The sequence below is a fragment of the Microbulbifer maximicatervae (SeqCode) genome (assembly GCF_052467305.1).
In genome coordinates this window covers 975,064-988,902 of the sequence record NZ_CP174306.1, presented here as the reverse complement: position 1 = coordinate 988,902, position 13,839 = coordinate 975,064, and the positions used below count along the sequence as shown (strand labels likewise).

Annotated in this window: 12 protein-coding genes; 5 read left to right on the top strand and 7 right to left on the bottom strand. The window is 50.5% G+C overall.

The genetic code is table 11. From position 1 onward, the window contains the following. Positions 1-184: 184 nt before the first annotated feature. From ACJJI4_RS04520 to leuC, 5 genes are all read right to left on the bottom strand, one after another. Positions 185-1,180: an Asd/ArgC dimerization domain-containing protein gene (locus ACJJI4_RS04520; RefSeq protein WP_444927231.1), complete on the bottom strand. Its 996-nt coding sequence runs from the start codon at positions 1,178-1,180 to the stop codon at positions 185-187. Positions 1,181-1,370: 190 nt separating this feature from the next. After that, complete coding sequence (asd, locus tag ACJJI4_RS04515) at positions 1,371-2,486, bottom strand: aspartate-semialdehyde dehydrogenase (protein WP_444927230.1); 1,116 nt, start codon at positions 2,484-2,486, stop codon at positions 1,371-1,373. A gap of 69 nt (positions 2,487-2,555) precedes the next feature. Continuing rightward, positions 2,556-3,614: a 3-isopropylmalate dehydrogenase gene (gene leuB, locus ACJJI4_RS04510; protein ID WP_444928216.1), complete on the bottom strand. Its 1,059-nt coding sequence runs from the start codon at positions 3,612-3,614 to the stop codon at positions 2,556-2,558. A gap of 30 nt (positions 3,615-3,644) precedes the next feature. Continuing rightward, positions 3,645-4,292: a 3-isopropylmalate dehydratase small subunit gene (leuD, locus tag ACJJI4_RS04505; protein ID WP_444927229.1), complete on the bottom strand. Its 648-nt coding sequence runs from the start codon at positions 4,290-4,292 to the stop codon at positions 3,645-3,647. Then, positions 4,292-5,740, bottom strand: coding sequence for a 3-isopropylmalate dehydratase large subunit (leuC, locus tag ACJJI4_RS04500; RefSeq protein WP_444927228.1), 1,449 nt, complete (start codon positions 5,738-5,740; stop codon positions 4,292-4,294). Before leuC ends, leuD begins: the two co-directional genes overlap by 1 nt. Positions 5,741-5,937: 197 nt before the next feature. Between leuC and ACJJI4_RS04495 the strand changes: the two genes are divergently transcribed. The 3 genes from ACJJI4_RS04495 (at position 5,938) to ACJJI4_RS04485 (ending at position 8,894) form a co-directional block, all read left to right on the top strand. Further along, complete coding sequence (locus ACJJI4_RS04495; RefSeq protein WP_282931865.1) at positions 5,938-6,810, top strand: LysR family transcriptional regulator; 873 nt, start codon at positions 5,938-5,940, stop codon at positions 6,808-6,810. Positions 6,811-6,973: 163 nt separating this feature from the next. Beyond that, complete coding sequence (locus ACJJI4_RS04490; protein ID WP_413664944.1) at positions 6,974-7,711, top strand: TIGR04219 family outer membrane beta-barrel protein; 738 nt, start codon at positions 6,974-6,976, stop codon at positions 7,709-7,711. 130 nt (positions 7,712-7,841) lie between these two features. After that, positions 7,842-8,894: an NAD(P)H-dependent flavin oxidoreductase gene (locus ACJJI4_RS04485; protein WP_444927227.1), complete on the top strand. Its 1,053-nt coding sequence runs from the start codon at positions 7,842-7,844 to the stop codon at positions 8,892-8,894. 38 nt (positions 8,895-8,932) lie between these two features. Here ACJJI4_RS04485 and ACJJI4_RS04480 read toward each other — a convergent pair whose 3' ends face one another. Further along, positions 8,933-9,673: a carbon-nitrogen hydrolase family protein gene (locus ACJJI4_RS04480; RefSeq protein WP_444927226.1), complete on the bottom strand. Its 741-nt coding sequence runs from the start codon at positions 9,671-9,673 to the stop codon at positions 8,933-8,935. 322 nt (positions 9,674-9,995) lie between these two features. Then, positions 9,996-11,345, bottom strand: coding sequence for a 3-carboxy-cis,cis-muconate cycloisomerase (gene pcaB / locus ACJJI4_RS04475; protein WP_444927225.1), 1,350 nt, complete (start codon positions 11,343-11,345; stop codon positions 9,996-9,998). A gap of 671 nt (positions 11,346-12,016) precedes the next feature. Between pcaB and ACJJI4_RS04470 the strand changes: the two genes are divergently transcribed. After that, complete coding sequence (locus ACJJI4_RS04470; protein WP_444927224.1) at positions 12,017-12,787, top strand: class I SAM-dependent methyltransferase; 771 nt, start codon at positions 12,017-12,019, stop codon at positions 12,785-12,787. Next, positions 12,780-13,715: a TauD/TfdA family dioxygenase gene (locus tag ACJJI4_RS04465; RefSeq protein WP_444927223.1), complete on the top strand. Its 936-nt coding sequence runs from the start codon at positions 12,780-12,782 to the stop codon at positions 13,713-13,715. The genes ACJJI4_RS04470 and ACJJI4_RS04465 overlap by 8 nt, the downstream gene beginning before the upstream one ends. Positions 13,716-13,839 lie beyond the last annotated feature (124 nt).

Genomic DNA, 13,839 nt, shown 5'->3' with positions numbered 1-13,839 from the left:
TATTGTTAGAACCTTCCCAGGGTTTCCGAAAAGCGCGCCTTCAGAATATCCCCATTACTGAACGGTAATCGTTCAACTAATTAGCCGCCGTTTAGGCAGCCGCCAACTATGGCGAATTTTTCGCCAGTCTCAGCCAAGCCAAAGTTAAGATTACACCTTCACTATGGCCGCTAAGTATTAAATATCAGTAGTTTTTTAGCAACAAGTGGGCAATTTGTGCACAGTTTATTGCTACATCTTTACGCAGGTTGTCAGACACCGCACAAAGATTTAACTGTCGCTTGTTGAGTAGACTTTGGCGCAAGCGGCCGATGATTGTCACGTCACTGCCCACCGCACTTTCTGCCGAGGGCTGCTCCGCCATTTTGAGGCCAGCGCCATTTGCCAGCAGCGCACGCACTTTTTCCAGATCGACATCTTCAGTTAAAGCGACGCCCAAATTAGCTAACTGACCGTGGAAAACAGAGACCGTATTGATGCTGGCATCGACTGCTACCGCGTCTCCAAATAAGCGGCGCAGGTCGTGAACCAAAGTCAGCTCACTGAGGGTGTGGCCACTGGCGAGCAGAGCCTCGCAGGCACTGAGCTGGTTAAACGCCAATCGGTGGCCAATCTCAGGATCAATTTCCGCATCCTGACCACTAAACATCCGCGCGGTTTGTGCCGCCATAGCATCAATTGCGGCCTTGCCCAGAGCAGACACCGGCTGATTGAGCTGTACCTCTACCGCTTGCAGTTTATCTTTCAGGGGCGCCAGGGCTTCCGCCACCATGGAGGCGCCGGCACTTGGCAGGGCAACAACGCGGCGCTCGGCAGAAGCGAGTTCACCGCTGTTAAACATTGGGTGTACCAGGGCAACACTTTCATCGCCACGGGTGTTGTTGGCCACGTCTACAATCCAGGCGCCATTTTGTTCTGCGGCAGCCATGGCAGCTTCAACGGCATCGCCGGCGCTCAGCAGAATCACGACCTGCTTATCGTTAAATGTAAATTTCTCCAGGGACTCCACCGGAATATTGCGATTGGCAAATACCTGGGGGTCTACTTCCCGTTCGTCAGTCTCCAGCAAACTCAGCTGCTCGGCGGAAATTACTTCACGCTCTTCGAGTACTTCCAGCAGGGGACCAAAGGCGGCGTTATCAACACCGACAATGACCAGTTCGCGGGTGGCTTCGGACATGGCAAATCACTTCATTGAATTGGAAAGGGAAAAATGAGGGGCGATTATACCCGTGGGGAAAATTCGAAAAAGGCGCTATGACAAACAGTAGCCGTTTTTTACGCGAAGAAGTTCACAGCTTGGCAAAAAGTCCTCCACTAAAGTGGCCTATTTCCACTCTTAGTAGAGGACTTACTCAGGTTCGTACCAGTTACAGTTTGCCGAGTAAAATCAGCAGGATTCTGCGCAGGGGTTCTGCGGCGCCCCAAAGCAGCTGATCCCCTACAGTAAAGGCGTTTAAGTACTCTGGACCAACGCTCAATTTACGCAGTCGACCGACGGGAATATCCAACTTTCCGGTAACTGCTGTTGGCGTCAGGTTCTGCACCGTAGCCTCACGCTCATTGGGCACCACATTTACCCAGTCGTTGGCACCATTTAACAATTGTTCAATGTCGGCAAGTGGCAAATCTTTTTTCAATTTTATGGTGAAAGCCTGGCTGTGGCAGCGCATGGCACCGATACGTACACAAGTGCCGTCCACCGGAATCGGGGTTTCGGTCTGTAAAATCTTGTTTGCTTCAACTTGCGCCTTCCACTCTTCGCGGCTCTGGCCATTCTCCAACTGGGTATCGATCCAGGGCAACAAACTGCCTGCCAGTGGCGCGCCAAATTCTGCCGTGGGGAATTCTGCTGAGCGCATATCTGCTGCTACTTTGCGGTCAATCTCCAGAATGGCGCTGGCGGGGTCGGCCAGCTCTGTTGCCACACCATCGCGCAGCGCACCCATCTGCGAAATCAACTCGCGCATATTGCGCGCACCGGCACCGCTGGCCGCCTGGTAAGTCATGGCGGTAACCCACTCGACCATGCCCGCCTTAAACAGTCCACCCAGAGCCATCAACATCAGGCTCACTGTGCAGTTGCCACCGATAAAGTTTTTCTGTCCGGCATCAATTGCGCGATCAATCACATCGCGATTAACCGGGTCCAGCACGATCACAGCATCGTCCTGCATTCGCAGGCTGGAAGCCGCATCAATCCAGTAACCCTGCCAACCGGCCTCGCGCAAGCGGATAAAAACTTCCTTGGTGTAATCGCCACCCTGACAGCTGACAATCGCATCCAGCTGGATCAGTGCATCAATATCGTAAGCATCGCCCAGTGGCGGCAGGGGCCTGCCGATGTCCGGCGCCGTGCCTCCGGCGTTGGAAGTTGAGAAAAAAACCGGTTCGGCGATATGGGCAAAGTCGTCCTCTGCTCGCATGCGCTCCAGTAATACCGAGCCGACCATGCCGCGCCAGCCGATAAAACCTATTTTTTGCATTGCGGTGTCCTGTATGTGAGGTGGTCAAAGTGCGCCGCCGGGAAAGCGGCGCGATAGTGGAATCGAAACTTAAAGTGCGGCTACAACGGCAGCGCCCATCTCTGCGGTAGAGACTTTCTGGCAGCCGTCGGTATAAATATCGGCAGTGCGCAAACCCTGCTCCAACACCTTGCTCACTGCTGTTTCAATCGCATCCGCGGCCTCATTCATATCGAGGGAATAACGCAACATCATGGCAGCAGACAAAATAGTCGCCAGCGGGTTGGCGATACCCTGGCCAGCAATATCCGGAGCGGAGCCATGGCACGGCTCGTAAAGACCAAAACCGCTTTCATTCAAGGAGGCGGAGGGCAACATACCAATGGAACCGGTAAGCATGGCGGCAGCATCGGAGAGGATATCGCCGAACATATTGCCGGTTACCATTACATCAAACTGTTTGGGCGCCCGCACTAATTGCATCGCCGCGTTGTCCACGTACATATGGGACAGCTCGACATCGGGGTATTCCGGAGCCAGACGATCCAACACCTCGCGCCAGAGCACGGTTACTTCCAGTACATTGGCTTTGTCTACAGAACAGAGTTTGCCATTGCGCTTTTGTGCCGCCTCAAAGGCAGAGCGGGCAATACGTTCAATTTCTGATTCGCTGTACACGTAGGTGTTAAAGCCTTGGCGCTCACCATTTTCCAATGTCTTGATACCGCGCGGCTCACCAAAGTAAATGCCGCCGGTCAATTCGCGCACAATCAGAATATCCAAGCCGGCAACCACTTCAGGCTTTAACGAAGAGGCATCGGCCAGTTGAGGGTAGAGAATCGCCGGGCGCAGATTCGCGTAGAGGCCCAGGCCGCTGCGAATTTTTAACAGGCCTTTTTCCGGGCGAATTTCCCGCTCCAGGGTATCCCACTGGGGGCCGCCTACCGCGCCGAGCAGCACCGCATCGCAATCACCCGCCGCCTTCAGAGTTTCGTCAGTCAGAGGCTCACCGTGGGCATCGATAGATGAGCCACCTATCAGGCCCTGCTCAAAGCTGAGCCCCAGATTGAATTTTCCCGATGCAACTTCCAGCACCGCCATGGCCTGTTCAACAATTTCCGGACCAATGCCGTCACCCGGCAGAATCATTACTTTTTTCGTCACAGGAATTTCCTTTAATTACTGAACCGCATCAAAAAGCCAAGGGGCTTTCTCTCGGCGCGCCTGCTCATAAGCGCGAATATCGTCGGCGTGCTCCAGGGTCAGACCGATATGATCGAGACCATTTAGCAAACAGTGCTTGTAGAAGGCATCCACTTCAAATGGAATCAGCTCGCCACAAGGCTTGCGCACATGCTGCTGCTCCAAGTCGATAGTGAGCGCATAGCCCTCCTGCCCGTGAGTTTCCTCAAACAACTGATGCACGACATCTTCCGCCAGGACAATTGGCAAAAGACCATTTTTAAAACAGTTGTTAAAAAAGATATCGGCAAAGCTGGGCGCGATAATTGCGCGGAAGCCGTGATCTTCCAATGCCCAGGGCGCGTGCTCACGGCTGGAGCCGCAACCAAAATTCTCCCGGGCAATCAATACTGAACCACCCTGGTAGCGGGGGAAATTAAGGGGAAAGTCCGGATTGAGCGGACGGCCAGAACAGTCCTGCCCGGGAACCCCCTCATCCAAATAGCGCAACTCATCAAACAGGTTCGGGCCAAAGCCAGAGCGCTTAATGGATTTCAAAAACTGCTTGGGGATGATCAGGTCGGTATCCACATTGGCCCGATCCATCGGTACCACGACACCTTCGTGCTGGGTAAACGCTTTCATCAGACCATCTCCTCTTCCAGCTGTACCGGTGCCATCTCTCGCACATCGACAAAGTGACCGGCAATTGCTGCCGCTGCCGCCATACTGGGACTCACCAGATGCGTGCGGCCACCGTAACCCTGGCGCCCTTCAAAGTTGCGGTTGGAGGTGGAAGCACAGTGCTCCCCCGCCCCCAGCTTGTCCGCATTCATCGCCAGGCACATGGAACAGGACGGTTCGCGCCACTCAAAACCGGCTTCAACAAAAATCTCGTGCAACCCCTCGCGCTCAGCCTGGGCTTTTACGGCCTGGGAACCCGGAACAATCAGCACCTGCTTGACGCTATCCGCCTTGTAACGGCCCTTGGCAACTTCTGCTGCTGCGCGGAGATCTTCAATCCGGGAGTTCGTGCAGGAGCCGATAAATACGCGATCCAGTTTGATATCGCTGATATTCTGCCCGGCATTCAACCCCATATATTCCAGCGCTCGCTCCATGCCCGTGCGCTTGGTGGCATCGCTCTCGTCACTGGGGGTAGGCACCTGGGCGCTGATCGGCGCCACCATCTCAGGGGAAGTGCCCCAGCTGACCTGCGGCTCAATGTCCTCACCGACCAATACCACGACTTCGTCGAATACCGCATCGTCATCGGAGTGCAAGTGGCTCCAAGCCTCAACTGCGCGATCCCATATTTCGTCTTTCGGCGCGTAGGGCTTGCCTTTCACGTAATCGAGCGTGATCTGGTCTACCGCCACCATCCCCGCGCGAGCACCGCCTTCAATAGCCATGTTGCACACGGTCATGCGACCTTCCATGGACATATTGCGCATCACTTCGCCGCCAAACTCGATCGCAAAACCGGTACCGCCAGCAGTACCGATTTTGCCAATGATCGCCAGCACCACATCTTTTGCCGTGACACCTGGGCGCAGCTGGCCGTCGACGCGAACCAGCATATTCTTCATTTTCTTCTGGGTAAGGCACTGGGTAGCCATCACATGCTCCACCTCAGAAGTGCCAATACCGTGGGCCAAGGCGCCGAGCGCCCCGTGGGTGGAGGTATGTGAGTCGCCACAAACCACCGTCATACCCGGGAGTGTCGCACCTGTCTCAGGCCCGATCACATGCACAATACCCTGCCCCGGCTCATTGATACCGAACTGGACTACATCAAAGTCACGGCAGTTTTCATCCAGGGTCTGCACCTGGATTCGGGAGATATCATCGCGAATACCACTGACGCCAGCGGCGCGCTCGGCCGCCTCGGAAGGCACATTGTGGTCGGGAGTGGCGACTAGCGAATCCTTGCGCCAAGGTTTGCGACCCGCCAGACGCAGGCCTTCAAACGCCTGGGGGGAGGTCACCTCGTGAATCAGGTGGCGGTCGATATAGATAAGTGAGGAGCCATCATCACAGTTCTTGATCAGGTGGTCCTGCCAGAGTTTGTCGTAGAGTGTTTGCCCTGCCACAGCCATTCCTCTCAGTAGTTAAGAGCCTGAGTCTACCCAGACCCACCAAATAACACCAATTTATATTTATTATCTAAAGTATTCCTAAATGGAATTCGAAAGCCAAACTGGGGTAATATCCGTCTTCTGGCGTCTCTGCCATTTATCCAGCGGCTCAATTTGAGCCTTTATCGACAAACCGCTTCAGGGGAAACAGCTTGGAACTACAGTGGCTGCGGGCATTTCTGGCAATCGCCGAACAGGGTTCGGTATCTGAAGGCGCCGAGCTGCTGCACCTAACCCAGCCCGCGATGAGTAAGCGCCTGGCGGCCCTGGAGCAGCAACTGGGCTCCCCTCTATTCGATCGTATTGGGCGGCGATTGCAGCTCACCGATGCCGGTCGCGCCCTACTGCCCCGTGCCCGCCATATACTTAATGAAATCAGCGACACCGAGCGGGAATTGCGCGCTTTGAGCAACTCGGTCAGCGGCAGCTTGCGTATCGCCACCAGCCACCACGTGGGTCTACATCATCTACCCCCAGTGCTGAAAGAGTTCAGCTTTCGCTATCCACAAGTTGCCTTGGACATCGATTTTGTCGACTCAGAACAAGCTTACGAAGCCCTGATGGCCGCTAAATATGAACTGGCTGTGGTCACCCTGGCACTTAAGGAGTATCCGCACCTGAATGCCGAAGTGATCTGGCCCGACCCCTGTGTTGTGGTGGCGGCCCCGGATCACCCCCTGGCAAAGCTGCCGGAACTGGAACTCACCGACCTAGCCAACTATCCCGCCATACTGCCGGATATGAATACCTATACCGGGCGCCTGATCAAAAGAGAGTTTGATGCCCAAGGGTTAAAACTCACCGCGAAACTGGCAACCAACTATCTGGAAACCATTAAGATGATGGCCTGTGTCGGTCTCGGCTGGAGTGTTCTGCCCCACACATTGGTGGACAGCAGCCTGGCAGTGCTGCCAGTCAAAAAGCTGCAAGTACTGCGAAACCTTGGCGTGATCAGTCACCGGGGCCGAACATTGAGCAATCCCGCCAGCGCGCTACAACAGATGTTGTTCGAAGCAGCTATTTAAGAGTGTCAGGAAAAAAGCGACCAATTTACTAACAGGCAATACCCAAACGCACCATTTTTACCAGTGCAAAACGTTAAAGATTTGTAAAAATGTGCAACTTAGCCACGGCACAGGAAAAATTTATCTGTAAACTCCGCGACAAATTCATCACGGAGTGAAGTCAATGAAGAAATCCGCACTTGCCTTGAGTACCCTCCTCGCCTGCGGCACCGCAAGCGCAGATACTATCCTCGGCCTTGATGCTACTGCCGGCGCATGGCTGCCAGGCTATAGCGGTAATATCGGTACCGACGAATACAAGCTGGATAACCTGTCCCTCTCGGAAGATAACATTACCTTCCTGCAGGTTGCCCTGGAACACCCCATTCCCCTGGTGCCCAATGTGCTTCTGGCCCACAGCAATATCGATACCGACGGTGACGATACCCTGGCCACCTCCGTTACTTTTGATGATGAAACCTTCACTGCCAATTCAGAAATCCGCACAGATCTGAACCTCAGCCATACCGACGCCACTCTTTACTACGAAATTTTGGACAACTGGGTAAATCTGGATCTCGGTTTGACCGCTCGTATGTATGACGGTGAATTTACTGCAGTGAGCGATACCCAGGCAGAGACTGTCGACCTCACGGGCTACCTGCCTATGGCCTACGGCATGGCGCGCTTTGATCTTCCATTTACCGGCTGGTCTGTAATTGCCCAAGGCAATGCAACGGCCTACCGTGGCGATACCCATACCGACCTGACAGCTAAAGTGCGCTGGGATTTTGTACCAGCTGTCGACTTTGCTATCGAAGCTGGTTACCGCGTAATGACTCTCGATCTGGAAGAGCTCGACGACTTGCAGAGCGATATTGAAATCAAAGGACCATACATCGGTTTCAACCTACATCTGTAAGCAATCCACCTAGGATTGCTGTTCGCGCTCCCCAAAAACTTTTGCAGCACTAACGCCTGTGAGGTATAGCTACCTCGCTCAATCTGCACTAAGGTGGCCCAGAAGGGGAGCGCAATTCAAAGGCAGGGCCATGAATCCATTACTCGAAAAACTCGGAATTTCCCATCCCATCTTTGCAGCACCCATGGCCGGGGTATCCACACCCGCTCTCGCCGCCGCTGTATCCAATGCAGGAGGACTCGGCTCACTTGGGCTCGGCGCCTGCTCAGTAGAAAAAGCCGCAGATGAAATTCGTTGTACTCACGACCAGACCGAGCACCCCTTTAATGTAAACCTCTTTTGCCACCAACCCCCGACAAAAGATCCCCAACGGGAGCAAGCCTGGCTTTCCCATCTCGCCCCACATTTTGCCGCCTTCGATGCACCGGTTCCCAAGTTGATCAATGAACCCTACTCAACATTTATCGACAATAAGGCCATGCTGGAAGTTTTGCTCGAGCAAAAGCCACCGGTTGTCAGCTTCCACTTTGGCCTACCGTCAGAGGAGTTTATCGCCGCACTAAAAGGTGCAGGGATTATCTTGATGGCCACGGCAACCTCTCCTCAAGAAGCCAAACTGGCTGAGGATGCTGGTATCGATGTTTTAATTGCCCAAGGTATTGAGGCTGGTGGGCATAGGGGGGTCTTCCACCCAGAGGGCGACCAGGAAATTGGAACTCTGGCGCTGGTGCGATTGCTGTGTTGCCACAGCAGCCTACCAATCGTTGCTGCGGGTGGCATTATGGATGGCGCAGGCATTCGCGCTGCACTCTCTCTCGGAGCCAGTGCCGTGCAAATGGGAACTGCATTTGTCCTTTGTCCGGAGTCTGCGGCCTCCGACAGCTACCGCAACGCCTTACAAAGTGAGCGCGCACAGCACACAGAGATCACCGCCAATATTTCCGGGCGCCCCGCTCGCGGTATCAGCAACCAATTCTATAAAGCACTAAGTAAGGGCGCTCCCCCTCTGCCGGATTACCCGATCGCTTACTCCGCGGGCAAAGCCCTGGCTCAAGCAGCTGCAAAAGCAGGCAATGACGAATATGCCGTTCAATGGGCCGGACAAGGAGCCCCTCTCGCACGAGCCCTGCCCGCAGCCGGATTGGTGACAGCTTTAGTAGCAGAGCTGGAAGCGAGTCAATGAAGGGAGCTATTGGCCACGACATTTATAGAGCTGCACAATTAAAGAGACACAATCTCCGAACACCACCCTTCATCGTCACGCTCAACGCAAACTAGTTGGCTGGCTGTATCACTCGCGCTGACAATCTCACCTTCGGGACCCCAAGCTGCACTACAGCCGGCTGTGGAATAACCACCTGTCGGCTGATTAAAGTTCGCAATAGCCACCAGTAAATTGTGCTCCAAAGCATAATTTGCTAACTGTTGACTATCCTCCGGGTATCCCATCGGAGTAATCAATACCCCTGCCACATAAACTGAAGCCCCCTGCTTTTCATAGGTGGCAACATGACCTGGATTACACACATCTGCACAAATAGCTAGAGCTACGGTCTCACCTTCAATGTTCAGTGATAGATATTCAGTTCCGGGAACAAACCAATTTTCCTCTCCTGTGTGCAAATGTATTTTCAAATAAACAGAAATCTCACCCTGAGGAGAAAATACGAGCGAACCGATCGCAATACCATTCTTCTGCCGAATAGGCGCACCCACAACTAGCCAAACACCACAGTTAGCTGCCAAGTCAGCTAGAGGGCTTAACTGTGGATCGTCGATCTTAAGCGCTAATTGTTCAGCCAGATCCGGCTCATAACCAGTTAATGAAAGCTCGGGAAACACCACAATAGAGGCCTTTTTCCTTACTGCGACTTTTACAGTGTGGATATGTGACTCAATATTGCGTTCAATATTTCCTTTCACTGACGGCAACTGTGCCAATGCCAATTTAAACCTGCCCATCACCCCACCCTTCAGATCACCACTTAAATACAACATGAATCGACTAAATTACTGTATATGTTACACCACAAGTAATAAGCACCGATTCTTGATTGTGTTAATTTTTAAGTTACGTCCGCCTCTAGAATCCTTACCCTTAAATAAATATCCTACATTTTCTTCAGGTATCTATTTAAAAATAAAATAGTTGACTGAAAAAATAAAAACCAGCCAAGATAAAGAATTAGACTCTAAACTTAGAGAGTTTGCATTAAGAGCAGCGGGCACAAGAATCGAACCACAGCACCTAGCAGTGACAATTGGGAAACGGCAGGTTACTGAGTCAGCGCTCTTTTCCAGCAAGCGTTGCATCAACCATCTCCCCGCATGATCCAAGATAGTTATGAGGGTCAAGAAGTTGATCTAACTCCGCATCAGAGAGAGCTCCCGACACCTGTTTATTTTCCTTTAACAAGTCAGAAAAAGGACGACCCGTCTCCATTGCCTGGCAGCAAATTTGGTAAACCAAATCGTGGGCATTTTCACGCCCCAGTTTCGGTCCCAGCCCCATCATTACAGCCTCAGAGAGTACTAAACCTCCAGTCATTTCCAAATTTCGCATCATTTTTTCTGGAAATACCTGAAGTCCTTCTAGCGCAAAACGTGCCTGGGATAATACCGATGCGGTAAGACAGAATATTTCCGGCAAAACAATCCACTCTATCTCCCACGGGCCCGTAGCCCGCTCATGGTCTTCAACCATCGCTTCCAACAAAGAGGCAACCTGCTGTCTAACCACTGGGACAGTACCGCTGATAAGAACTGCTGATAGAGGATTGTGCTTTTGGGGCATTGTACTAGACGCTCCCCGGCCAGATATAAGAGGCTCCGCCACCTCCCCGACTTCTGTCTGCGCCATTAGTTTTATATCGAGGGCTATTTTTCCCAAGGTGCCAGTAATCAGCCCCAATAGACAAGCCACTTCGGTAACGCGATCTCTCATCGTATGCCAGGCGATACAAGGGACTCCGAGATCGAGTTCCTGCATAATTCCTCTTTGAACTTCTAGCCCCTGATGCCCCAGGGAAGAAAGATTACCCGCCGCACCACCAAATTCCCCTACAAACGCCCGAGACTTTATCTCTTTTAAGCGCGCTTGATGGCGATGAATACCAGCCAACCAAACAGCCGCCTTGTAGCCGAACGTTATAGGTACCGCCTGTTGAAGATTACTGCGCCCAACCATAGGCGTATCCCTGAAACGCTTGGCCAGGCTCGCTAAAGCATCTGCTATCCCATTGACCTCCGTCTCAACAATTTCAAGCGCCGCCCTAATCTGTAAGACGGTTGCCGTATCCGTAATATCTTGAGTAGTAGCCCCCCAATGACACCACTGACCTAAATCTCGACTACACAGTGACACTAGCTGCTCTACAACACCCAGCACCGGATAACCAATCAGCTCCGTTTGCTCCTTAAGCTTTACAAAATCTATCTGTTTGGCATCACAGTGCTGAGTGATGTCCTCTGCAGCCTCTGCAGGGATTATTTTTAACCGGGCCTGTACTTTGGCCAGTGCCGCCTCAACATCGAGATAGTACTGAACGCGTTGTTCATCCGAGAAAATCTCACGCATTGCTGAAGTACTAAAAATATCGCAAAAAACGACCGAATCAATCGCGGTTGCTCTCATATCAAATCACGCTCAACAAGATGCCTAGACGCCAGCAGGATCAAAATCACAATAACATCAGATTAGCCAAGGAAGAGATATTCCAAAAAATTAACCTAAGCATCGAGGCGCCAAGAATATGGGGAACTAGAGGCGCCGCTAATCAAGCACTGCAATCCAACCTAAGAGAATTGAATACAACAAGCTAAAACATATCCCTGATTACATTACCCCCTACCCAAACAGCATCTTAAAGCGAATTTAATCCATTAAATTCAACCCCAAAAAATTAGTTTTATTTGACATATATCAATCCCAAAAACAAAAGTACTGCTAGCCTGAGCGGCATGAATAATATAAATAAAATGTGAGCTATGAATATTCTATCTGAACAAAAAGACTTTGAGGCTCCTCCTCCAGCTTTGCACACTTAACCAAGCAACAAAATCAAACAATAAAAAACTGCCAGCATGCCCACGCAAAACAAGCTGCAGAATACAAAAAAACACCAAGTGGATTTCCTGGTAACGACTAACTTTATATATTTAAAATGCTAGCCTTATCAAAACAGCAGTTAAACTTAAATAATTAAAGCCGCAAATACCTAAAATTTCACCAGCCATGTAGTAAACACCAATACACACATCACTGCATAGCATACTTTATCCCAAAAATTGAAGGAGCAGTTCGGGATGAACTTACCACTATCAACTGAAACCATCTATAACAAACAAGCTCACAGCTGGAACCGCTCTGAGAAAATCCTACTCAGTGATTTCACCGCTCGCCCCAAGGTTTTGGAAGCAATCGGAGATATCTCCGGGAAAAACATATTGGATATGGGCTGCGGTGAAGGCTATGTATCCAGGATGCTGCTCGACAAGGGAGCAGGTTCAATCTTTGGTGTTGACTCTTCCTCAGAGATGATTTCCCAGGCAAAGGAAACAGCTTCTGCCGGAAATTTGACGAAAGCAGAATATGCAGTTGGAAATGCCGTTACATTTACAGAATTTCCTAGAGATAAGTTTGACCATGCTATTGCTGTATTTCTTTTCAACTATCTAACCATAGAAGAAATGAAAAAGGTCATTAGTAAAGTCAAGAGTCTATTAAATAAAGGGGGCACCTTTATTTTTACAGTGCCTCACCCTTGCCTTCCATTCATGAGGGAAGAAATTCCTCCATTCTACTTTCAACACGGCAACTTGACTTATTTAGATGGCATAGATCAAACATTTGAAGGAAAAATATGGCGCAGAGATGGAAAACCAGTTTCAGTGCGATGTGTGCATAAAAATTTTTCACACTATTTTGATGCTCTGGCACAAGCTGGTTTTAAATCCCTACCAACTGTTCAAGAACTCTCAGTGACTCAAGAGCACCTCGACCTAGATCCAGATTTTTTCTCACCGCTAGCCGGCTATCCACTACACGTATTATTTAAGGTGCAAGTAAATGACTAACTTAGCCCCAAGTGAAGTAGTTCAAGCTCAAGCCTGGACTGCTAATGATATGACCGCAACTTCCAACTGGAAGTTTCTGTGGCCTTCAAACTGGAAATCTGAAGTCGAGGCTCTGGAGAGCTGGGCCAAACAACAAAACAATCCGATTGATAATCTGACCCAAGAATCAGTTGCCACACCTGAGTTCGACCAACTTGCCAACCAGATAAAATATGAAATAAAACATGGTAGCGGGGTGGCATGGATACAGGGCGAGGAATCATTAAGCAAGCCAACGCTTAACCTACTATTTCTAAAGCTTAGCCTGGCAATGGGCAATACTATAGATACTTATGGCCGGCTTTATGGGATTCTCGACACAGGAAAAGACTATACTAGCGAAGCTATTCCTGTGTCTCAGACAAATGCACCCACTGGCGTCCATACTGATAGCTCACAACGTACCGTACAACCAAAGATACTTGGATTATGCTGCCTTACTCCGGCAGTTGAAGGTGGAAAATCGAAAATCGTCTCTGCGGCTCAAGTTCATGAAAACTTACGAAAAACTGCCCCACAAAAACTAGAGATCCTGTACAACAACTATATTAGGGATTTAGTTACTCCAGGCAGTGACAAAAACATAAAAAGCATACTTGAGAACTGTTTTCCTATTTTCGAATATTCAAACGAAAAGCTCAGTATTCGTTATATGCGGTACTGGATTGAGAAAGGCCATCAGCGTGTAAACCAGCCTTTATCAAAAGAAGTACTTAAGGCTCTGGATATGCTAGATAAGGAATTAAATAGTGTGGAGAATACATTAAGCTTCTACATGAATTCTGGAGATATGGTCTTCGTTGACAACACCAAAGTCCTACATGATCGGGATGGATTTATTGATACTCCGGATCAGAAGCGGGTTTATACCAGGGTATGGATTGATTAGTCTCCATCTAATCAACCCATAAACCATATATTCTTTAGCAGAACACCATCACTTTGTGAGCTAATAATTTGCGAAATGCTGATTGGCAGCCTAAGAAAAACTGGAGAAGTACTTTAAACACTTC